This window comes from Luteimonas sp. GW821-FHT14E02, from assembly GCF_058803905.1.
Window position 1 is genome coordinate 246,095 of record NZ_JBXAPK010000005.1, and the last position, 20,793, is coordinate 266,887.

The 20,793-nt window shown below is 66.3% G+C and carries 20 protein-coding genes and 1 pseudogene; 3 read left to right on the top strand and 18 right to left on the bottom strand.

Features of this window, described 5'->3' with window-relative positions; all coding sequences use genetic code 11:
- The first annotated feature begins 83 nt into the window (after positions 1–83).
- Both crp and AC1RNP_RS10520 read left to right on the top strand, forming a co-directional pair.
- A complete protein-coding gene (gene crp, locus AC1RNP_RS10515; protein WP_226467819.1) occupies positions 84–776 on the top strand; it encodes a cAMP-activated global transcriptional regulator CRP in 693 nt (230 codons plus the stop codon).
- 7 nt (positions 777–783) lie between these two features.
- Positions 784–1,254, top strand: coding sequence for a GNAT family N-acetyltransferase (locus tag AC1RNP_RS10520; protein WP_493051196.1), 471 nt, complete (start codon positions 784–786; stop codon positions 1,252–1,254).
- A 97-nt stretch (positions 1,255–1,351) separates the two neighbouring features.
- Here the strand turns inward: AC1RNP_RS10520 and AC1RNP_RS10525 are convergent, their stop codons facing one another.
- The 16 genes and pseudogenes from AC1RNP_RS10525 to AC1RNP_RS10600 form a co-directional block, all read right to left on the bottom strand.
- Positions 1,352–2,311, bottom strand: coding sequence for a bifunctional helix-turn-helix transcriptional regulator/GNAT family N-acetyltransferase (locus AC1RNP_RS10525; RefSeq protein WP_493051197.1), 960 nt, complete (start codon positions 2,309–2,311; stop codon positions 1,352–1,354).
- Positions 2,312–2,425: 114 nt separating this feature from the next.
- Complete coding sequence (locus tag AC1RNP_RS10530) at positions 2,426–3,160, bottom strand: haloacid dehalogenase-like hydrolase (RefSeq protein WP_493051301.1); 735 nt, start codon at positions 3,158–3,160, stop codon at positions 2,426–2,428.
- Positions 3,161–3,319: 159 nt separating this feature from the next.
- Positions 3,320–4,126: pseudogene (gene trpC, locus AC1RNP_RS10535) on the bottom strand (indole-3-glycerol phosphate synthase TrpC); the annotation flags it as partial.
- A gap of 60 nt (positions 4,127–4,186) precedes the next feature.
- Entirely contained in the window at positions 4,187–4,516 is a 330-nt protein-coding gene (locus tag AC1RNP_RS10540; protein ID WP_493051198.1) for a hypothetical protein, read from the bottom strand.
- 39 nt (positions 4,517–4,555) lie between these two features.
- Positions 4,556–6,817: a DUF559 domain-containing protein gene (locus tag AC1RNP_RS10545; protein ID WP_493051199.1), complete on the bottom strand. Its 2,262-nt coding sequence runs from the start codon at positions 6,815–6,817 to the stop codon at positions 4,556–4,558.
- A gap of 34 nt (positions 6,818–6,851) precedes the next feature.
- Positions 6,852–9,650, bottom strand: coding sequence for a cyanophycin synthetase (cphA, locus tag AC1RNP_RS10550; RefSeq protein ID WP_493051200.1), 2,799 nt, complete (start codon positions 9,648–9,650; stop codon positions 6,852–6,854).
- 73 nt (positions 9,651–9,723) lie between these two features.
- Positions 9,724–10,431, bottom strand: coding sequence for a DUF4386 domain-containing protein (locus tag AC1RNP_RS10555; RefSeq protein ID WP_493051201.1), 708 nt, complete (start codon positions 10,429–10,431; stop codon positions 9,724–9,726).
- A 14-nt stretch (positions 10,432–10,445) separates the two neighbouring features.
- Positions 10,446–10,880, bottom strand: a complete 435-nt coding sequence (locus AC1RNP_RS10560) for a DUF6326 family protein (RefSeq protein ID WP_493051202.1) — start codon at positions 10,878–10,880, stop codon at positions 10,446–10,448.
- A gap of 126 nt (positions 10,881–11,006) precedes the next feature.
- On the bottom strand, positions 11,007–11,852 hold the full coding sequence (locus AC1RNP_RS10565; RefSeq protein WP_493051203.1) for a cyanophycinase: 846 nt from the start codon (positions 11,850–11,852) through the stop codon (positions 11,007–11,009).
- A gap of 54 nt (positions 11,853–11,906) precedes the next feature.
- Positions 11,907–12,272, bottom strand: a complete 366-nt coding sequence (locus AC1RNP_RS10570; RefSeq protein ID WP_493051204.1) for an antibiotic biosynthesis monooxygenase family protein — start codon at positions 12,270–12,272, stop codon at positions 11,907–11,909.
- Positions 12,273–12,282: 10 nt separating this feature from the next.
- Positions 12,283–13,314 carry an anthranilate phosphoribosyltransferase gene (trpD, locus tag AC1RNP_RS10575; protein WP_493051205.1) on the bottom strand — a complete coding sequence of 344 codons (1,032 nt, stop codon included), beginning with the start codon at positions 13,312–13,314 and terminating at the stop codon, positions 12,283–12,285.
- Between the two features lie 8 nt (positions 13,315–13,322).
- On the bottom strand, positions 13,323–13,901 hold the full coding sequence (locus tag AC1RNP_RS10580; RefSeq protein WP_493051206.1) for an anthranilate synthase component II: 579 nt from the start codon (positions 13,899–13,901) through the stop codon (positions 13,323–13,325).
- A 101-nt stretch (positions 13,902–14,002) separates the two neighbouring features.
- Positions 14,003–15,430 (bottom strand): sensor histidine kinase, encoded by a 1,428-nt coding sequence (locus AC1RNP_RS10585; RefSeq protein WP_493051207.1) that lies wholly within the window; start codon positions 15,428–15,430, stop codon positions 14,003–14,005.
- 13 nt (positions 15,431–15,443) lie between these two features.
- Complete coding sequence (locus tag AC1RNP_RS10590) at positions 15,444–16,127, bottom strand: response regulator transcription factor (protein WP_493051208.1); 684 nt, start codon at positions 16,125–16,127, stop codon at positions 15,444–15,446.
- Positions 16,128–16,312: 185 nt separating this feature from the next.
- On the bottom strand, positions 16,313–16,543 hold the full coding sequence (locus AC1RNP_RS10595) for a hypothetical protein (protein ID WP_493051209.1): 231 nt from the start codon (positions 16,541–16,543) through the stop codon (positions 16,313–16,315).
- Positions 16,544–16,786: 243 nt separating this feature from the next.
- A complete protein-coding gene (locus tag AC1RNP_RS10600; protein ID WP_493051210.1) occupies positions 16,787–16,993 on the bottom strand; it encodes a hypothetical protein in 207 nt (68 codons plus the stop codon).
- 204 nt (positions 16,994–17,197) lie between these two features.
- Here AC1RNP_RS10600 and AC1RNP_RS10605 point away from each other — a divergent pair, with 204 nt between their 5' ends.
- The gene (locus tag AC1RNP_RS10605) at positions 17,198–18,358 is read left to right on the top strand and encodes an FAD-dependent oxidoreductase (protein WP_493051211.1); all 1,161 of its coding nucleotides are present in this window, start codon (positions 17,198–17,200) and stop codon (positions 18,356–18,358) included.
- A gap of 21 nt (positions 18,359–18,379) precedes the next feature.
- Here AC1RNP_RS10605 and AC1RNP_RS10610 read toward each other — a convergent pair whose 3' ends face one another.
- Both AC1RNP_RS10610 and trpE read right to left on the bottom strand, forming a co-directional pair.
- Positions 18,380–19,150 carry an SIMPL domain-containing protein gene (locus tag AC1RNP_RS10610; protein ID WP_493051212.1) on the bottom strand — a complete coding sequence of 257 codons (771 nt, stop codon included), beginning with the start codon at positions 19,148–19,150 and terminating at the stop codon, positions 18,380–18,382.
- A gap of 88 nt (positions 19,151–19,238) precedes the next feature.
- Positions 19,239–20,714, bottom strand: a complete 1,476-nt coding sequence (gene trpE / locus AC1RNP_RS10615; protein ID WP_493051213.1) for an anthranilate synthase component I — start codon at positions 20,712–20,714, stop codon at positions 19,239–19,241.
- Positions 20,715–20,793 lie beyond the last annotated feature (79 nt).

The following is a 20,793-nucleotide window of genomic DNA, read 5'->3' on the forward strand; positions in this document are numbered from 1 at the left end:
AAGGTTTGGCAGTCGCGAGACTGACTGATTGCCGGATGAACAGAGAGAGCCTACTCTTGGCGACATCCTCGGCTCTGACCGCTATGACATCACCTTCCGTGGCCCTGATTACTCCTCTCCGTCGACCTTCGAATCCGCTGGCCCCGTCCAGCTCCACGATCGAGCGATTCCTCGCTCATTGCCATCGTCGCCGCTACCCACCCCGTACCGACGTGTTCCGCCCCGGTGATCCGGCCGGCACCCTCTACTACGTAGTCAGTGGCTCGGTCAGCATCATCACCGAGGAGGACGACGGCCGCGAACTGGTGCTCGGCTACTTCGGCTCCGGCGAATTCGTCGGTGAAATGGGCTTGTTCATCGAGTCCGACGTGCGCGAGGTGATCCTGCGCACCCGCACCCAGTGCGAGCTGGCCGAGATCAGCTACGAGCGCCTGTATCAGCTGTTCGAGGGCTCCTTGAACGGCGACGCCACCCAGATCGTCTACGCGATCGGTGCGCAGCTCTCGCGCCGCCTGCTCGACACCAGCCGCAAGGCCGGGCGCCTGGCCTTCCTCGACGTCACCGACCGCATCGTGCGCACCCTGCACGACCTGACCCGCGAGCCGGAGGCGATGAGCCACCCGCAAGGCACCCAGCTGCGCGTATCGCGGCAGGAACTGGCGCGGCTGGTCGGCTGCTCGCGCGAAATGGCCGGACGCGTGCTGAAGAAGCTGCAGGCCGACGGCGTGCTGCACGCTCGCGGCAAGACCATCGTGTTGTACGGCACCCGCGGCTAAGCATTTGATGGGCGCTCCTTTCGCGCCACGCGGGCCACTGCCGGATGCCGATTTGCGCAGCGCGTCCTTGATCGATGCCGACGACGTCGCTGTGCTGCTGTCGGAAATGGGCTATCCCTGCGAAACCCGCGACGCCGCGCAGCGCATCGACACCATCCTCGCCGACGACCGCCAGGCCCTGGTGGTGGCGCGTGTCGATGGCGTGGTGCGCGGGCTGATCGCCCTGGATTTCATGTATTACCTGCCGCTGGACACCACCACCTGCCGCATCACCGCGCTGGTGGTCAGCGCCGAGGCGCAGGGCCGCGGCCTCGGCCGGCAGCTGCTGCGCGAAGCCGAACGCCGCGCGCGCACCGCCGGCGCCGCACGAGTGGAACTCACCAGCGGCTCGCAGCGCATGGACGCGCACGAGTTCTACAAGGCCTGCGGCTACAGCGACGGCACCTTGCGCTTCATCAAGCGGCTGGGCGCGGCGTAGGGCGGGCCTTGGCCCGCCACTACCATCGACCAGAGCCTGGTATCTCCCCAAAAGCCATCGCAATCGGCGGTAGGGCGATGGCGGGCCAAGGCCCGCCCTACAGGGGGCGTTCGCGATAGATCATGTAGACATCGGCGCGCTGGTAATGCGAGCCGGGCTTGATGCCGGGCTGCATCTCGAAGCCGACACTCTCATATAGCTTCAGCGCCGGGCGCAGCGCGCTGTGCGATTCCAGGAACAGCTGCGTGCCGCGCAAACGCTTGTACTCGTCGATCATCGCGCCCATCAGCTTGCGGCCGATGCCGAGACCACGGTGGCGCTCGGTCACCGCCATCTTGGTCAGCTCGTACACGCCGGGTGATTCGCGCAGCAAGGCGCAGGTGCCGACCACTTCGTCGCCGAGCAACGCGAAGAGGATCACCCCGCCCGGCTCCAGGATGGTGCGCTCCGGCTCCGACAACACGGCATGGTCGATGGGTTCGATGCGGTAGTACTTGCTCAGCCACTCGGCGTTGAGCCGGTAGAAATGCTCGCGCAGCGCGGGCGCGAACGGCACGACACGCACCTCGGCGCCCGCGTCCGTGCGGCAGCGCGCCAGCACCGCCTCCGCCACCGGCCGGGCCGCCAGATCCTCCTCCAGCGCGGAGAGCGCATGCATCAGGCCATTGCCCTGGGCGGCGAGGCGCTGCTCCAGCTCGGCCCGGATCGCCTCCCACACCGGCTGCGCCGCCTTCACCTCGGCCTCGGCCTTGGCGGTCAGGACCAGCGTGCGGCGACGGCGGTCGCGGGCATCGCCGGTGGCTTCCAGCCAGCCGCCCTCGATCAGCTTGGCGGCGAGCTGGCTGACGGCCGAGTGGGTCTGCCCGATGATCTCGGCGATCTCGGTCACCGACAGCGGGCCGCGCTCATGCAGCAACCGGACCAGGGGAAACCAGCGCCCCTGCAGGGTGATGCCGCGATCGCGATAGATCGCGTCGGCGGCGTCATAGAAATAGTCGCTCAGCGTCTTGAAACGGCTGCCCAGGGCCAGGACGCCCTGCTCGGCGAGGAAGGTCATCGGATTACGAAAGGATTTGTGTAACTGCTAACGTATCTGCCTGAAAGGCGCTTGTCGAGGCCTTCGTATCAAAAGAGGCAGGCCGTTCGTCGGCCCATGCCGCCGTGTGTCGGCTTATCCCGGCGCCGTTCCCACCAGTTCCCCGGCGCGGCCTCCGCATCCCCAGTTGAGGATCGGCGTCCCCGGCGGCAGCACACGCCGGAACGTCGCCACGGCGCCCGCCTTCGGGTTCACCACCACCGGGCCGCGCGCGGCGCGCAGCAGCGGCAAGTCGGCGCGGCTGTCGGAATAGGCCGCCGCGATCTCGCCCGTGTAGCCCGCCTCGCGGATCATCCGCATCTTCTCCTCGGCGTGGCAGTGGCGCAGCGCGCCCAGACCACCGAGGCGCGGGCCCACGACCGTACCGATCACCGGCACATCCTCGTGCGCGACGAAACCGAGAATCGCACGCGCCAGCCGCGGCGGTGCGCCGGTGGCGATGAGCACGTTGTCGCCGCGCTGGCGATGCGAATGCAGCACGTCGAGCGCGACCGGCAGCAGGCGTTCCTTGATCTGCGCCGTGTGCGCGGCGACGTAGGCATCGATCATCGCGTTGAGATCCTGGCGGCGATGCAACCCGACCGTGCCGATCCAGACGTAAGCCGAGATGGCATGGCGTCGCGTCGCAAGAAAAGCGAGCAGTGGCGCCAGCAACGGCGTCAGCAGCAGCGCCAATACGGTCCGCCACAGGCTGCGGCGGATCAGCCAGGCGAACAGATGGCCGCCGGAATCGCCGTCGTAGAGCGTGTGGTCGAAATCGAAGACGATCAGTGGCCCATCGGGCGTCGGGATTGTTGAGGCGGCTTCCACCTCCGGCGCCGTTGAAGGGTCAGCCGCCCGTGCCTGGATCGATGGCGGATCTTGCGCGTCACTGGAATCCGCGGCCGAATCGGCCTCCGCGCTTTCCACATCCGAAGAACCCGCCACGGTTCCGGACGCATCGTCCGAATCTCCGTCTCCCCCCTTCCCCGCATCGAAGAACAAACGGCGCAGCGCCTCGCCCGGCTCCGGATCGCGCATGAAGGTCTCGCCGACCAGGAACGCGTCGATGCCGGCATCGCGCATCAGCTTCACGTCGGCCGGCACCAGGATGCCGCTTTCGGTGACGAGGCGACGATCCTTCGGCACCGCGTGCTGCAGCGACAGCGTCACGTCGAGCGAGACCTCGAACGTGCGCAGATTACGATTGTTGATACCCAGCAGCGGTGCCGGCACCTGCAGGGCGCGTTCCAGCTCGTCGAGATCGTGCACTTCCACCAGCACGTCCATGCCGAGTTCCAGCGCCTGCTCCGACAATCGCACCAGGCGGTCGTCGTCGAGTGCGGCGACGATCAGCAGGATGCAATCGGCACCGAGTACGCGCGCTTCGGTCACCTGGTAGGGATCGACCGTGAAATCCTTGCGCAGCACCGGCAGCGCGCAGGCCGCGCGCGCTTGTTGCAGATAGGCGTCCGCGCCTTGGAAGAAATCTACGTCGGTCAGCACCGACAGACAGGCCGCGCCGCCCGCCTCGTAGCTGCGCGCGATCGCCTCCGGATCGAAGTCGGCGCGGATCACCCCTTTCGACGGGCTGGCCTTCTTCACCTCCGCGATCACCGCGGGCAGGCCCGCCGCGATCTTCGCCTCCATCGCCTTGGCGAAACCGCGCACGGGCGCGGCGTCACGCGCGCGCGCCTGCAGCTCATGCAAGGGCAGTCGCGCGGATCGCTCGGCGATCTCTTCGGTCTTGCGCTGCAGGATCTTCTGCAGCACGTCGGGGCGCTGGAAAGTAAACATTCGAAATTTTATCACTCGAACTAAGCTAAGCCATGAAATGACTTCGATACGAATGAGCCGTCATGTCTCACTGTAGTCACTAGGTACGCCAAACGAAAAGGGACCAAACTCAAACTCATCTCCCGGAGCATAGAAAAGAGCGCCCCCCTTTTCTCGGAAATCGTAAAGCAGACCAAGCACCAACGCCGACGCAAGGCAAAGGGCCTGAAATGAACTACCGCCATGCGCTGCTGCAAGCTCCTTGAACAACGGAGTGAGTGATACGGGACATGCCCACTCTTGCTCCTCTTCATTCACTAGCTGTGGGACACCAATCTGCAAATGAACTTCAAAAGGCTCACCACCAAGCTTCTTCGCCCAGAGTTTATGGCTGGCAATGGCGTGTTCCATAGTTCGGAGCCTATCGCAACTTCGCTGGCACGTAGAGCGCTACAACGCCTGCCCTGACCGCCATTGACGAGCGTGCAGTGTATCGAGCAGCGCGACCAGTTGCGCGCGCGCGGCCGGATCGTGCACCGGCAACACCACCAGATCGCCCTGTCTCGCCCATTGCAGCGAGCGCCGGGCGGCCTCCACTTCATCGAGCACGATCTCGATCGCGGTCTCCGGGACGCCCGCTCCCACCAGCGCCGGCCGCATGATCGCCGCGATCTCGCCCGCCGCGCGGCCGCGTTCATAGCCGCCGATGTCCTTCAGTACCACTAGCTCCGGCCGGTACGCGGCCGCCGTCTCGGCCACGGCACGCAGATCGGCATCCTCGCGATTGCCGGCGTGGCCGAGGATGATCGCGAAACGCCCGCCGCGCTGCCGCGCGCCGACGGCATCGAGCAGGCCGCGCAGGCCGTCCGGGTTGTGCGCGTAATCGAGGTAGACGTCCATGCCGTCGAAGCTCCAGTGCTGCAGGCGTCCCGGATTGTCGTCATGGGCGACACCGAAGCGCGCCAGCACGCCGCCGATGACTTCGACGGCAACGCCAAGCGCCTGCGCGGCCAGCACGGCACCGGCGATATTGGCGATGTTGTAGACGGCGCGGCCGCCGAGCGTGAGCGGCATCTCGGCGATGGTGCCGAGATCATGAACCTCCTCGCCACGCGACAGCAGCAACCGGCCGTCGCGCACGCCGCACGTGGCGCCCATGCGCGCGCGATGCGCGACCAGCAGCGGCGCATCGAAATCGAGCGCGAACCAGCCCAACGGACAAGTCAACGCCTCCGATTTGCGCACCAGCAACGGGTCGTCCGCATTGAGTACGAGCAAGCCGTCGTCGTGGATCGCGCGCGCCACGGTGAGTTTGACCTCGGCCAAATCGGCAAGATCGTGCACGCCATACTCACCGAAGTGATCCGCGCCGACATTGGTGACCAGCGCCGCGTTCGCATGACAGAGCGCCAGCCCGCGCCGCAGCATGCCGCCGCGCGCGGTTTCCAGCACGGCGGCCCGCGCCTGTGGCTGGCGCAAGGCCGTGCGCGCGCCGGTCGGGCCGGAGAAGTCGCCCGATTCCAGCGCCTGTCCGTCGAAATACACGCCGTCGGTGCAGCTGTGCGCCGTGGACCAGCCCTGGGCACGCGTCATCGCCGCGATCAGGCGCACGCTGGTGGTCTTGCCGTTGGAACCGGTCACCAGCGCGGCAGGAATCGCATGCAGCGCCTCCCATTCGACATCATCGACGTTCGGCAACGCATCGATCGCCCATGTCTGGCCGCCCTCGCCCGCGCCGATGGAGAGCGCATCGTCATCGGCCAAGAACGGAAGATCGTGTGCACGCGCCGCTTTGCTCAGTGCGATCAAGGCCGGACTCGCTTCCGCGTCCGCAACCGCGCGCAAGGTGTGCAGCGCCGAATCCTCATCCCAGATCGCGGCATGCCCCGGCGCGTGGAACCGCTGCTCTTCCCTTCTCCCCCCGGGAGAAGGTGGCTCCGCGCGTAGCGCGGAGACGGATGAGGGAGGGGACTTCCCGACCACAGCCCCCCCCACCACACGCGCATGCACCTGTTCCCAAATGTCTGCAAGCACGTCTTCAGTGCGGCCTAGCACATCATGATTCCAATAGCGTAGCGTCACGATATCTTGTCGGGCCATGTAAGCATCACGCCTGACGTCGCTCTCTTGCGCATGCCCCTCGTTGTGCTGCCCACCATCCAGTTCGATCGCCAACCTCAGTTCGTGGCAATAGAAATCCAGGACATAAGGTCCAAGCGTCTTCTGACGGCGAAATTTCTGTGCGTGCAAGCGGCGATCGCGAAGAAAGCTCCAGATCAGCTGTTCTGGTTCCGTGGATTCTTCCCTGAGTTTTCTGACGAATTCGAGAGTGGCCTGGTCGTAAGGCAGCTTCTTGCGAGAACTTGCGCTGGCCAGTAATTTTCCCGCCCTCATCCGGCCTTCGGCCACCTTCTCCCGGAGGGAGAAGGGAAAAGCGACGGCCGCCCACCACGCCCATTCGTTCACCTCGGTCGCGGCATAGAGCCGGTCCAACGGCGCAGCGAATGCCAATGAAGCGCCGCTGCGATGGCGACGGACGACGAGATCGGCCTGCGGCCAGCCAAGCACTTCACGAGCACGAACGACGTTGACGCGCCAGCGCTCGAGCGCCGCGTCATCGACACCCTGCGTGGCTTCCAGCGCCGCGCCGGTGTCCGCGAAATAGACGTTGCAGCCGGTCAGCCGGCGCGAATCCTCGAACGGTTCCTGCACGATTAAACGCCCTTCTCCACAAGCCGCCTGCGGTTCAATCGCTTTCTTCCCGCTCGAAGACCAGACCACGCTCATCGCGCACCACGCCCTGCATCGCCGCGAGCGCGGACTCGTCGAGCGCCTGCTCCGAAAGCGCCGGCGTCGGCAATTCCGCCTTCACCGTGGGCTTCGGCGCCTCGCCATCCGGCTTGAACTTGGTGATCTGCTTCCACGTGCGCGTGAGCGCGTCAGCGAAGATCAGCACCAGATCACCACTGCTGCCCATGCGCAGCGCGGCATCCACCGCCTGCTGCTCGTCGGGGATCACCGAGATGACCTCTTCCGGCACGCCCTGCGCGCGCAGCGCCTCGGCGATGATGCGCGGCACCTCGTCGCCATCGCGGCCGCGCAAGGCATCGTCGCGGCGCACGATGTAGTGGTCGAACTTGCCCGCCGTCGCCGCCGCGATCGCTCGCAGATCCTCGTCACGACGATCGCCAGGACCGGCCAGCACCACGATGCGGCGCCCGCTCACATCCAGACGCTGCGCGAGGTCGGCCATGATGCCGACCGCGTGCGCGTTGTGGCCGTAGTCCATAAGCACCTTGAACGGATGCTCCTCGAACAGGTTCATGCGCCCCGGCACCTGATAGAACGTAGTGTCGAAAGTGCGCAGGCCCTGCCGGATCGCATCGAGCTTGATGCCGAGCGAGAACGCCATCGCCGCGGCGATCATCGCGTTCTGCACGTTGTGCAGCGCGCGACCTTCCAGCGTGGCCGGGATCAGGTGCGTCCACATCAGCGGAATGTGGCCGCCCTTGTCGTAGAGCGTGATCATGTGGCCGTTGACGCCGCCCTCGAGCGCGCAGCCGCGCCCGCCCGCACGAATGTGCTCGCGCACGAGTGCGTGCGAGGGATTCATCGTCACGTAGCAGATGGTCTTGGCATCGGTGTAGGCCGACATCTTCAGCACGTTCGGATCGTCGGCGTTGAGCACCGCGCATTCGGTGGCCACTTCCACCACCACGCGCTTGATCTCGGCCAGTTGCTCCAGCGTGTCGACGCCCTTCAGGCCGAGATGATCGGAAGCGATGTTGATCACCGCGCCAACGTCCACGTGGCGCACGCCCATGCCCGCGCGCAGCAGGCCACCGCGCGCGGTTTCCAGCACCGCCAGATCGATGTGCGGATCGGATAGCACCATGCGCGCCGATACCGGACCGGTCATGTCGCCCTCGACGGTGCGCTGCCCGTCGATGTAGACGCCATCGGTGGTGGTGAGGCCGGGCGTGTAACCGCTCATCTTGGCGATGTGCGCCAGCATGCGTGCCGTGGTGGTCTTGCCGTTGGTGCCGGTGACCGCCGCGATCGGCACGCGCGAAGGCGTACCCGGCGGGAACAGCATGTCGATCACTGGCCCGGCCGCGTCGCGTGGCGTGCCTTCGCTCGGCGCCACGTGCATGCGGAAGCCGGGCGCTGCATTGACCTCGCAGATCGCGCCGCCGATCGCCTTGTAGCTCTCGGCGATGTTGGGCGAAATGAAATCCACGCCGCCGACATCGAGCCCGATCGCGCGCACCGCGCGCACCGCCATGTCGCGGTTGTCGGGATGGATGATGTCGGTAACGTCGGTGGCCGTGCCGCCGGTGGACAGGTTCGCGGTGGAACGCAGATAGACGCGCTCGCCGGTCATCGGCACCGATTCGGCGGTGAAGCCAGCGCGCTCCATCATCAGATTGGCCTGCGCGTCGAGTTCCAGACGCGTGAGCACCTTCTCGTGGCCGACGCCTCGGCGCGGGTCCTGATTCACGATTTCGACCAGCTGCGCGATGGTGTGCTGGCCATCGCCGACGACGTGGCCGGGCGTGCGACGCGTCGCTGCGATCAGTTCGCCGTTGACCACCAGCAGGCGATGATCGTCGCCGGTCTGGAAGGTCTCCACGATCACCGAACGCGAATGCTCGCGCGCGGCGTTGAAGGCCTCGCGGATCTCGTCGTCCTCGGTGATGTTGATGGTGATGCCGCGACCGTGGTTGCCGTTGTACGGCTTGAGCACCACCGGCCCGCCGAGCTTGCGCGCGGCCTTGAGCGCGTCGGTCTGGCTGGTGACCAGTTCCTGCCGCGGCACCGGCAGGCCGAGCGAGGCGAGGATCTTGTTGGTCTCCTCCTTGTCGCTGGCCAGCTCCACTGCGATGTGCGGCGTCTTGCCGGTCACCGTGGCCTGGATGCGCTGCTGGTACTTGCCGTGGCCGAACTGCACTAGCGACTGTTGATTCAGTCGCAGCCAGGGAATGTTGCGCTCTTCCGCAGCGCGCACCAGCGAGGCGGTCGACGGCCCGAGCGCGCGGCGCTGCGCGTAGCGGATGAAATCGTCGCGCGCGGCTTCCCAGTTCCAGTCCTCCGGCACGCTGCCGGGCGTGCGCAGCTCCTGCGGCAGCAGCGAGTTCAGCAGTTTCAGCGCCAGCTCGCCGGCGGCGATGCCTTCTTCCTTCTGCGCGTACTCGTACACCACCGAATACACGCCGGGACGGTCGTCGGAAATGCTGCGCGTCTTGCCGAAGGTGACGTGCTCGCCGGCCACGTTCTGCAATTCGATTGCCGTGTGCTCCAGCACATGCCCGAGCCAGGTGCCCTCGCCCTCGCGCATGCGGCGCAGGAAGCCGCCGGGTTCGCGGTAGGAGCAGCCATGTTCGGCCAGGCCCGGGAGCGCCGCGACCAGGCCATCAATGAAAGCAGGTCCGAGCTTGGCGGTCGGCCAGTCTTCCAGCCGGCCCAGGTCTAGTTCCAGCCGGATGACAGGAAAGTGCGCATACAGCGACGGGCCGACGTAGACGGAACGGTTAAGGATCCGCATGGATGTTTTTGACCTCGGATAGGAGGGTTCGTGGGCGCTGCGTCCCGACCCTCGACCTTACCCGACGCGGCGGCTAACGGCTACGCGTCGGTACGCGCACGCCTATCAGCAGCAGCCACAGGCAGGTCCCGATTTCCCCCAGGGCCGCCGGCTTGGTGGCATAGGCGGACAGCGCGGTGTCGGCATACCCTGCCACCAGCAGGGTGGCGAAGAAATCAAGCAGATAGCCGCAACAGCCCAGTACCAGCAGCACGCCGAGCAGGCGCGGCAGCAAGCCGGACCTGTAGATCAGCAGCCCGAGCGGCAGCAGCCACAGCCCCCAGAAGACTTCCGACAGCCATATCCCGTTGCCGTAGGACAACAGCTGTTGCGCCGCACGATCCGCCAAGCCGGCGACGTCCGCCCCCGGCTCCGCCGCCTTGTCCAGTAGCGATACCACGTCCAGTCGATGGTGCAGGTTGGAAAACGAAAACGGTACGCTGGCCACCGCCAACGCCACCATGACATCCGCCGTGCGACGTCCCGCGGGCGCCAGCAAACGGTGCAGCGCCAACGGCAGCAGCAAGAACGCGAGATAACACAGCACGCTGGCGGCAATGCCCGCCTTGAACAAAAGCGACTCCTGCTGCAGACGCCCGAATCTGGTCAATGCATCGCCCGACAAGGACAGCTGCGATGGCACGTATGCGAGGCTGAATATGCCCGTGATCACGACGATCAGATACAGCAGCCCTGCGGTACGTGCGGTTCTTTTCACCGCCGCGATGTCAGTCGTGTCCATGACTCCCCTCGCCTTCACTCTGCGTTGCTGCTGCGCGGCCACCGCCAAGCCAGCCACACGATCCACAGGCACAGTCCAATCTCGATCACCGCCAGCAGAACGTAGAACTGCCATGCGCCCCGCGCGGTCATGACCATGATCGCCGCATACGCCAAGCCGAACAGGAGGTTGGTCCAACGACTGAGCAGCGACGGCAGCAGCAGCGACAACGCCACCATCAATCCGGGGATCGCCAGCATGATCGACGTGCCCACCAGCACGCCTTGCGTGACCTCACCCAACGGCCCCATCCGGCCATCCAGCATTCCCTGCAGTTTTCCGGGCACGTACAGCCCGAAATAATCGCCGTAGACGAAACAGAACATCAGGCTGGCCCACAACACCGAAAGCTTGAGCTTCACGTGCGGCTTGATGTCATCCAGAGGCTGGACCGATCTGGAACCTTCCATCGAATTGACCTCTCCCATGCATGCCAGGGGCGATGGAGGGCCATGAAAGCAAATCCGGCCCAGCCCAGCGCATGCCGGAAGTCCGGGTGCCGCTCGAGCAGTGCGCCATGAAGCGGACGTCAGGCCCTAATTCCGGTCGCCCAGCGCCAGACTTCCGGCCTCCGCCTGCCGCGTCTTCAAATTGAACGTCGCCCCCTGCACCAGGATATGCACGGTCAGCCCCAGCAGGCACACCGGCTGGCTCTGGCTCACTTCCGCCATCGACGAGAACGACAGCCCGCCGGCGTCGACCACGGTGACGGCGCCGCTACCCTCCACTTCCAGCGTGTTGTCCGGGCCGATGAAGGCGGCGGTGTCCTCGTCCAGGCCGATGCCGATGGCGAAGGGGTTGTAGGCGAGCGCGGCGACCAGGCGGCCGAGGCGATCGCGCTGGCGGAAATGCTGGTCGATGATGAAGCGGTTGGTCAGGCCCAGCCCCGGCGCCAGGCGTACGCTGCCGGCACGCGGCGAGGCGCCTTCCTTGCCGAAGGCGATCATGTGTTCGCTGAGGATGCTGGCGCCGGCGCTGGTGCCGGCCACATGCACGCCGGCGGCGTTGCGGGCACGGATCAGCTGCGCGGTCGGCGTACCGCCGATGATCGTGGAGATGCGCAGCTGGTTGCCGCCGGTGAAGAACACGCCGCTGGCTTCCTCGATGCGGCGCAGGAATTCGTCCTTCTGGCTGTCGGCGCGGTCGTGGATTTCCAGCGCGGTGGCGCGCCCGGCCTCGAGCCGGCCGAACAGTTCCTGATAGCGCGTGCCGGTGTCCGGCAGGCGACTGGCGGTGGGAATCACGACGATGTCGGCGTCGCGGCCACCGCACAACTGCACGAAGCGCTTGAGGATGCGGCGCCGCATCTCCTTGTCCTCGGCGCCGCCGATGGGAATGATCCAGCCGCGCTCTTCGCCTTCGGCAACTTTACTCGGACACATGCAACCTGAACTCTCGTATTTGCTGGCGGCAAAATAGCACGCCCGGCGCTTGGCTCACCCGCGCCGGTAACCGCCCGCCTGATCCCAGCCATACGCCCGCTCGACCTTGGCGATGCGGATTTCGAAATGCCGATACCAGTCGGCGCGGCCGCGTTCGCGCGCGGCGGTGTGTTCGAGGTGCAGGCGCCAGGCCTTGATCGCCTCCTCGCTTTCCCAGTAGGCGACGGTGATGCCGAAACCATCCTCGCCGCGCGTCGATTCCACGCCGAGAAAGCCCGGCTGCTGCCGCGCGAGTTCGACCATGCGATCGGAGGTCTCGCCGTAGCCGTTGTCGCCCTCGCGGCGGCTCGAACTGAAAATGACGGCGTAGTACGGCGGCGCGGGCAGCGCCGCGAACGGCTCGTCGGTGTGTCCGCTCATGCCCCGCTCCTTACGCGGCCAGCGCGCGCGTGGTCTCGACGAACTGCGTCAGCTTCGCCATCGCCGCGCCGGAAGCGATCGCATCGCGCGCGCGCGCGATGCCGTCGGCGATGGAATCGGCGAGGCCCGCGGCAAAGAGCGCCGCGCCGGCGTTGAGCGCGACGATCTCCAGCGGCAATCCCGGTTTGTTGGCGAGCGCATCGAGCAGCATCGTCTTGGAGGCATCGGCATTCTCGACACGCAAGTTGCGGCTGGCCGCCATGCTGATGCCGAAATCCTCCGGATGCACTTCGTACTCGCGCACCACGCCGTCGCGCAGTTCGCCGACCAGCGAGGCCGCGCCCAGCGACAGTTCATCCATGCCATCGCGCCCCCACACCACCAGCGCGCGTTGCGCGCCCAGCGCCTGCAGCACGCGCACCTGGATGCCGACGAGGTCGGGATGGAACACGCCCATCAGGATGCTGGGGGCGCCGGCCGGATTGGTCAGCGGGCCGAGGATGTTGAACAGCGTGCGCACGCCCATTTCCTTGCGCACTGGCGCCACCACCTTCATCGCCGGATGGTGGATCGGCGCGAACATGAAGCCGATGCCGCAGGTCTCGATGCAGCGCGCCACCTGCTCGGGTTGCAGCTCGATCTGCGCGCCCAGCGCTTCCAGCACGTCGGCGCTGCCGGACTTGGAGGACACGCTGCGATTGCCGTGCTTGGCCACGCGCGCGCCCGCCGCCGCGACCACGAAGATCGAGGCGGTGGAAATGTTGAAGGTATGCGCGCCATCACCGCCGGTGCCGACGATGTCGATCAGGTGCGTCCTGTCGGCGACATCGACCTTGCGCGAGAACTCGCGCAGCACCATTGCCGCCGCGGCGATCTCGTCGATCGTCTCCTTCTTCACGCGCAGGCCGGTGAGGATCGCGGCCGTCATCGTCGGCGATACCTCGCCGCGCATGATCTGCCGCATCAACTCGACCATCTCGTCGAAGAAGATTTCGCGATGCTCGATGGTGCGCTGCAGGGCTTCCTGGGGCGTGATGGGCATGGTCTTCCTCACGCCTGCAGGAAATTCTTCAGCAGGGCGTGGCCGTGCTCGGTCAGGATCGATTCGGGATGGAACTGCACGCCCTGCACCGGATATTCGCGGTGGCGCAGGCCCATGATCTCTTCCATCGAGCCGTCCTCGTGGTCGGTCCAGGCCGTCACTTCGAGGCAGTCGGGCACCGATTGCTTGTCCACCACCAGCGAGTGGTAGCGCGTGGCCTCGTAGCCATCCGGCAGGCCGGCGAACACGCCCTTGCCCTCGTGGCGGATGCGCGAGGTCTTGCCGTGCATGATCTTGCCGGCGCGGATCACATGGCCGCCGTAGGCCTGTCCCAGGCTCTGATGGCCGAGGCAGACACCGAGGATCGGCGTGCGTGCGCCCAGTTCGCGGATCACCTCCAGCGAAACGCCCGCCTCGTTCGGCGTGCAGGGTCCGGGCGAGATCACGATGCGCTCCGGCTGCAGCGCGTCGATCTGCGCCACCGACAGCTCGTCGTTGCGCACCACCTTCACCTCGGCGCCCAGCGTCTGCAGGTACTGGACGAGGTTGTAGGTGAAGGAATCGTAGTTGTCGAGCATCAAGAGCACGGCGGCTCCAGCGGCGCGTGCCGTCGGGGGGACGTGCAATCTAGCAGGTCGCCGAAAAACGCACATCCCCGGTGCTTTTTCGGCGCCACGCCGGCGCCGGATCAGGCCAGCGGGAAGCTGATCCGCACCCGCAGGCCCGGTGAATTGTCGAACAGTTCGATGCGTGCGTCGTGGCGCCGGGCGATGGCGCGCACCAGGCTCAGCCCCAGTCCCGTGCCGGGGGAACCGCGATGGGCTTCCAGGCGGACGAAGCGATCGAGCACGCGCTGGCGGTCGGCCTCGGCGATGCCGGGTCCGTGGTCGGCGATGTCCAGGCGCGCGGCCTTGCCCACGATCGCGGCGGAGACGTCGACGGCGCTGGCTTCCGGCGCGAACTTGATTGCGTTGTCGAGCAGGTTGACCAGCAGTTGGAACAGCTGATCGGCATCGCCACGGACTAGCACTGGCGCGGTGTGGTCGTGCAGCGTGATGCCGCGCTGCGCGGCGATCGGGGCGTACATCTCCAGCGCGTCGCGCGACAACGCCTGCAGATCGACCTGTTGCGCGGCCTCCGCGGATGCCTGCTCGGAAGAAGCCCGCCCCAGCACCGGCTGCGCCTCGATCCGCGCCAGCCGCAGCAGCGCGCCGAAGGATTGCAGCAACTGCTCGCTCTCGGTGATGGCGGCGTCGAGCTCCGGCGCGGCATTGCCGGCGGCATCGCGCGCCATCGCGCGTTCGCGCAATTGCTCAAGTTGGTTGCGCAGGCGCGTGAGCGGCGTGCGCAAATCATGTGCGATGTGGTCGGTGGCGTGGCGCACGCCATCCAACAGCTCCTCGATGCGGTCGAGCATGGCGTTGAAGCGGTGCGAGAGCCGGTCGAAGGCGTCGTCGCTGCCGTCGACCGGCGCGCGCAGGCCCAGCTCGCCCGCGCCCACGCGCGCGGCGGTCGCGTCGAGATTGCGCAAACGCCGCGACACCCAGCGCGCGGTGAACCAGCCGACCAGCGCACCCAGCGCCGTGGCCACGAGCAACGCGACCCATGCGGCGTTGAGCATCAGCGACAGGAAGCCATCCTCCGAACGCGTGCGCAATCCGGTCAGCAGCGTTTCACCATTCGGCAAGCGCACCAGATAGGCGAGCACGCGCGGTGCGCCGTCGGTGGTGCGGTCGTGGAATTCGATCCAGTCGTGCCCGACGCGTGGATGCATGTCATGCCGGAACGGCAGACGCGCGTAGCTGCCGGCCAGCATGTGTCCATCGCCCGCGACCAGGGCATAGACCGTGTCGGGATCGTCCGGTGCCGCCACGCGCCGGCGCACTTCCGTGAGCAGGCCATCGCGCCCGGACTGGCGATACGTGGCGATCAATCCACCGGCCTCGGCGCGCACCACTTCGCGCGCATCGTTGTTGAGCAGGGCCGAGACGGTGAAATACACGCCGCCACCCAGCACGACGAACGCGGTCAGGAACGACGACGCCACCACGATCGCCAGCCTGGCGCTCGTCGAACGCAGCGTCAGCGCTCGCAGTCCGGCCCGCGTTCTGGCCATCCGGCGGCGGCTCCTAGGCTTCCAGCCGATAGCCGGCACCGCGCACGGTATGCAGCAGCGGCGTGAGGAAGCCCTGATCGATCTTCTGCCGCAGGCGGCTGATATGCACGTCGATGACGTTGGTCTGCGGATCGAAGTGATAGTCCCAGACCGCCTCCAGCAACATCGTGCGCGTCACCACGCGCCCGGCGTGGCGCATGAGGTATTCGAGCAGGCGGAATTCGCGCGGCTGCAGTTCGATGGGTTTTCCGGCGCGCACGGCAACGCGCTTGAGCAGGTCGAGTTCGAGATCGCCGACGCGCAGCTTCGTCGTTTCGCCGGCACCCACCCCACGACCATTACCGCGGCGGGCCAGACCATCCAGCCGCGCGCTCAGTTCGGCGTAGGCGAAGGGCTTGACCAGATAGTCGTCGGCACCGGCGCGCAGGCCTTCGACGCGATGATCGACGTCGCCCAGCGCCGTCAGCAGCAGCACCGGCGTGCGGTTGCCGGCACCGCGCAGCGTGCGCAGCACGGTGAGACCGTCAAGCTGCGGCAGCATGCGGTCGAGCACGATGGCGTCGTAGGACTCGGTGGTGGCGTAGAACAGCCCGTCCTTGCCGTTGTCGGCGTGATCGACGTTGTGGCCGTCCTCGCGCAGCCCTTTGCCGATGAAACCTGCGGTGTGCGGGTCGTCCTCTACGAGCAGGATGCGCATGATGGGTTCGATGGCCGGTCTCGGGCTGTCGAAAAAGAATACTCCGCCGGGCGAGGCATCGCGTGCTGAGCGGACGCCATCCAGGCGTCTGCTGCGATGCCGAGCGCCCGGCCATGGATGGCCGGGCTGGGCTGTCCGAAGCCGTCTTTGTCTCGCCATGGACGGCTGCGATGACCGCCGTGCAATCAATGTTCGTGCCGCCCATCGGTGGTCGCAGTCGATGCAGGCGCCTTGTGTCTGACGACCTGCGACCATCGCTCACAACGGCCGAGCTTGCTGCGCTTCAGACAGGTCCGTGCCGGATGCGCCTGCTTCACCGCGGTCGGTACGGGAGTGGCGGGCACGGTGGCGGCGACGGCATTGCTCGCCGCGATCACCATCGCCGCCGCGAGCAGGGTGCGGCCGACGAAACGCATGGAACTCTCCTGTGCAATCCGCCGGGGCCCGATCATGGGTGATCGCGCTGGATTCAGCACCGATCCGGATCGACGCAAAGCTTGGGAAAACGTCCCGCCTGGGGTGTGGCGGGACGGAAACGACGTGGGACTTGAAACGACGTGGAACTCAAAACCGCATACCCCGGTGCGTCAGACAGGGCGCGGCGGGATTCCAGAACGCTCGACCAGAAGGATTCCCGCCGCGCCCAAAACCGCTACCGATCAGTTCGTCTTCGGCGCGCTGGCGCTGGAGGCGGCCGTCTTCTTGGCCTGACGGTGATGCTTCTTCACGACTTTCTTGGCGGGCGCGGCGCTGGCGCTCTTGGTCGCCGGCGTGGTGGAACTGGACGCGTTGTCCTGCGCGAAGGCGCCGGCCGATGCGAGCGCGAAGGTGGCGGCCAGCAGGGCGGCGATAGGACGGATACTCATGACATCGACTCCTCGGATGATTGGGTGGATCGCATCGGCGATGTGGCCGTGTTGCGATGGTTACAGGTTGCGCCGGCTGCGCTGGCGCCGATATGTCGGCAACATGAAGAAAAATTTAGGAACCGGAAGCCGCGAATCGAGGCTTTAGCGGCCCGAAACCCGCTCCGGTTTAAGCTAACCACCGAATCGCCGACCGAGTTCCTCATGCCCGATCCCGATCTCGCCACCCTTCATCGCATGCGCAACCCGGCGCCATCGCAGACACGCCGCCTGTTGCTCAAGGCCGCGCTGGGCGCTTCCGCGGCATTGGCCTTTCCTGGATGCGCGACTCACATCGCCCGGCCGGTCGCGCGCGGTTCGCAACTGGTATTGCCGCGATTGCAGGTCGAAGAGGCCCTGGTGGTGCGCGAGGTGGCCGGGCTGCGTCCGTTCCGACCCGCCGGCTTCCGCGTCGAGCCGGAGCGCATCGGCGACAAGCTGGTGATCCACAACTACGGCCATGGCGGCTGCGGCGTCACGCTGTCCTGGGGTACCGCCGAACTTGCGCTCGAACATGCGCTGGCACAGCCCGAACGGCGCGCCGCCGTGCTCGGCTGCGGCGCGGTCGGACTCGCCACCGCGCGACTGCTGCAAGATCACGGCTTCGACGTCGTGATCTACACACGCGAATTGCCACCGGACACCGTCTCCAACATCGCTGGTGCGCAATGGGGACCGAGTTCGCTGCTCGATCGCGAATACCGCACACCGGAATTCGGCGCGCGGCTGGCGCGTGCCGCGCGGTTCGCCAATCGCCGTTTCCAGCTGCTGCCTGGGGAGCGTTACGGCATCCGCTGGATGCCGCTGTATTTCGTCTCGCGAAAAACCGAATTCACGCCCGGCTGGGATTGGGGACAGACGCCGGAACTGTTCCGCACCCGCACGCACGCGCCCGGGACGCATCCGTTCGGTGATCGCTACCTGCACGAAATCCAGACGATGATCATCGAACCGACGATCTATCTGCCGGCGATGATGGATGCGTTCCGTCTCGCCGGCGGGCGCATCGTCGTGCGCGAGTTTCGCGGCGTCGAGGAAGTTGCGGCATTGGCGGAACCGGTCGTGCTCAACTGCACCGGCCTCGGCGCGCGCGATCTGTTCAACGACAGTACGATGCTCCCGATCAAGGGCCAGCTGACCGTGCTGGTGCCGCAACCGGAGATCGACTACGCCACGATCGCCGGGCGCTTCTACATGTTTCCGCGGCGCGATGGCATCCAGCTTGGCGGGACGCATGAGCATGGCGAGTGGTCGACGACGCCGGATCCCGTGCAATCAGCCGAGATCCTGGAAGGACATCGGCGATTGTTCAACTGGAATGCCTAGCGAGCCGATCTGATCATTGACTCAATCCCCGATCAGGAAGACCGCATAGACCTTGTCCTGAAATTGCACATACCCGGTCTGGAAGGATTCCGGAGCAGGAGCTGCAGCCACTGCTGATCCGGTCACCACGATCCGATCCAGTGTTGTTGCCTCACCATTCCATTGGTATATCGTCGGCCAAGCTCCTTCTGTGATGCCGTACGAGAACTGCGGCGCCGCGTCGGACACGCTGTAAAGCCCCGCCAAGCGGACACCATAAGACTTGGCAATCACTGCTGCCTTTTCCCTAGTCGATTCGATGGCTTTTTGCCTGAGCTGCCGCTTCAACTCGGGCTCCGAACTCAGATCCGTATCGACGCCGGATACCTGGACCTCCTGGGAGGTGACCAGCGCCGCCAGGAATTTTCTCAGGCTCGCCTGATCGGAAAAGCGCGCGGACAGATTCCGCGTCACCCGGATGCCCTTGTAGACCTGCTTGTGCTGTTCCTGGTCGTACTCGTTCTCCGGCTCGATCTGCAGCGAGGTCGCGACGATCTCGTTATTCGGCACAGACGCCTGTTTCAGTTTCGAGATCGTGTCCTGAAGATGATCCTCAACCTTGGCGCGCGCCACGTCGGCCTTGGCATCGAGCACGGAAAACTTCACCTCGATCTTGAACCGATCCGGGATCGCCCGTGCCTGCGCCTCCCCGTACACGAGGATGTGCCGCGTCGGCGGCAATGCGTTCACTTGCGCAAAAGCGCCTCCCGCTACGGACGACAGCAACAGGACGGCCAGAATTCTGTGGATCATGCGGTTCTCCCCAACCTAATGTGATTGCACCTTTCCCTTGCAACGCTTCAACCCCGCCAGTGGGGTTAACGATCCGGAAAACCGTCGCTCACAGCCCCTTCGCCGCCTCCGCCACCGCCCGGAACAGCGCCCGCCCCTTGTTCATCGTCTCCTCCCACTCCGCGCCGGGGTCGGAGTCGTACACCACGCCCCCACCCGCCTGCACGTACAGGCGCCCGCCCTGGATCACCGCCGTGCGGATGGCGATGGCGGTATCGGCATCCCCGTGCCAGCCGATGTAGCCGACCGCGCCGGAATAGATGTTGCGCTTCACCGGCTCCAGCTCGCGGATGATCTCCAGCGCGCGGATCTTCGGCGCGCCGCTGACGGTGCCGGCCGGGAACGTCGCGCGCAGCACGTCGGCGTAGCTCAGCCCCGGCTTCAGCTTCCCGGTCACCTCGCTGACGATGTGCATGACGTGGCTGTAACGTTCGATCACGAACTGCTCGCCGACCTGCACGCTGCCCGATTCGCTGATGCGGCCGACGTCGTTGCGGCCCAGATCGATCAGCATCAGGTGCTCGGCGCGCTCCTTCGGATCGGCCAGCAACTCGGCTTCGAGCGCGTTGTCCTCCTCCACCGTCTTGCCGCGGCGGCGCGTACCCGCGATCGGGCGGACAGTGACCACGCCGTCTTGCAAGCGCGCCAGGATTTCCGGCGACGATCCCACCACCTGCGTGCCGCCGACATCGATGAAATACATGTACGGCGAAGGATTCAGCGCGCGCAACGCACGGTACACATCCACCGGCCGCGCCTGGAACGGCACGCTCAGCCGCTGCGACGGCACCACCTGGAAGATGTCGCCGGCGCGGATGTATTCCTGCGCCTTGCGCACCACGTCCTCGTAGGCCTCGCGCGTGAACGAGGAGCGGAAATCGCTCTCGTCGATCGCCGCCGGCACCAGCGTTTCCGGATAACCAGCGCCGGCGTGGCGCAGGCGGTGCGCGAGCGTGTCGAGGCGGCGGTTGGCGCGCGCCCAGGCCTGCGGCTCGCGCGGATCGGCGTGGACGATGAGGTACAGGCGGCCCTTGAGATTGTCGAACACCGCGACTTCGTCGCTGAGCATCAACAGGATGTCGGGCGTGCCGAGTTCATCGGGCTTGTCACCTCCGGCCAGTCGCGACTCGATATAGCCGATGCACTCGAAACCGAACCAGCCGACCAGGCCACCGGTGAACCCCGGCAGGCCGTCGAGCTTCGGCACCGAATGCTCCGCTCGCAAACGCTCGACCTCGGCGAAGGGATCGTCGACCTCGCGCGTCTCCACCACTTCGCCCAGCTCGCTCACGCTCAGCGTATGGCCGCGGAAGGCGTACACCTTCGTCGCCGGCAGGCCGATGATCGAATGGCGGCCGAAGCGTTCGCCGCCCTCCACCGACTCGAACAGGTAGGTGTAGGGGCCGTCGGCGAGTTTCAGGTAGACCGAGAGCGGCGTGTCGAGATCGGACAGCACCTCGCGCACCACGGGGATGCGGGTGTGGCCTTCAGCGGCGTAGCGTTGGAACAGTTCTGGCGTGGTCACGCGATGTTTCCTGGCGAGGCGGACGGGCGAAGGCGGTGCGGGCATGCGGCCGCCATCGCCAACCCAGATCGGGGCACAG

Coding starts and splice junctions, on each gene's coding strand:
- AC1RNP_RS10590 (WP_493051208.1), bottom strand. CDS start 16,127: ATGCGCATCCTGCTCGTAGAGGACGACCCGCACACCGCAGGTTTCATC.
- AC1RNP_RS10525 (WP_493051197.1), bottom strand. CDS start 2,311: ATGACCTTCCTCGCCGAGCAGGGCGTCCTGGCCCTGGGCAGCCGTTTC.
- crp (WP_226467819.1), top strand. CDS start 84: ATGACATCACCTTCCGTGGCCCTGATTACTCCTCTCCGTCGACCTTCG.
- AC1RNP_RS10540 (WP_493051198.1), bottom strand. CDS start 4,516: ATGGAACACGCCATTGCCAGCCATAAACTCTGGGCGAAGAAGCTTGGT.
- AC1RNP_RS10600 (WP_493051210.1), bottom strand. CDS start 16,993: ATGAGTATCCGTCCTATCGCCGCCCTGCTGGCCGCCACCTTCGCGCTC.
- AC1RNP_RS10565 (WP_493051203.1), bottom strand. CDS start 11,852: ATGTGTCCGAGTAAAGTTGCCGAAGGCGAAGAGCGCGGCTGGATCATT.
- AC1RNP_RS10570 (WP_493051204.1), bottom strand. CDS start 12,272: ATGAGCGGACACACCGACGAGCCGTTCGCGGCGCTGCCCGCGCCGCCG.
- AC1RNP_RS10585 (WP_493051207.1), bottom strand. CDS start 15,430: ATGGCCAGAACGCGGGCCGGACTGCGAGCGCTGACGCTGCGTTCGACG.
- trpD (WP_493051205.1), bottom strand. CDS start 13,314: ATGCCCATCACGCCCCAGGAAGCCCTGCAGCGCACCATCGAGCATCGC.
- AC1RNP_RS10520 (WP_493051196.1), top strand. CDS start 784: ATGGGCGCTCCTTTCGCGCCACGCGGGCCACTGCCGGATGCCGATTTG.
- AC1RNP_RS10595 (WP_493051209.1), bottom strand. CDS start 16,543: ATGCGTTTCGTCGGCCGCACCCTGCTCGCGGCGGCGATGGTGATCGCG.
- cphA (WP_493051200.1), bottom strand. CDS start 9,650: ATGCGGATCCTTAACCGTTCCGTCTACGTCGGCCCGTCGCTGTATGCG.
- AC1RNP_RS10605 (WP_493051211.1), top strand. CDS start 17,198: ATGCCCGATCCCGATCTCGCCACCCTTCATCGCATGCGCAACCCGGCG.
- AC1RNP_RS10560 (WP_493051202.1), bottom strand. CDS start 10,880: ATGGAAGGTTCCAGATCGGTCCAGCCTCTGGATGACATCAAGCCGCAC.
- AC1RNP_RS10555 (WP_493051201.1), bottom strand. CDS start 10,431: ATGGACACGACTGACATCGCGGCGGTGAAAAGAACCGCACGTACCGCA.
- AC1RNP_RS10610 (WP_493051212.1), bottom strand. CDS start 19,150: ATGATCCACAGAATTCTGGCCGTCCTGTTGCTGTCGTCCGTAGCGGGA.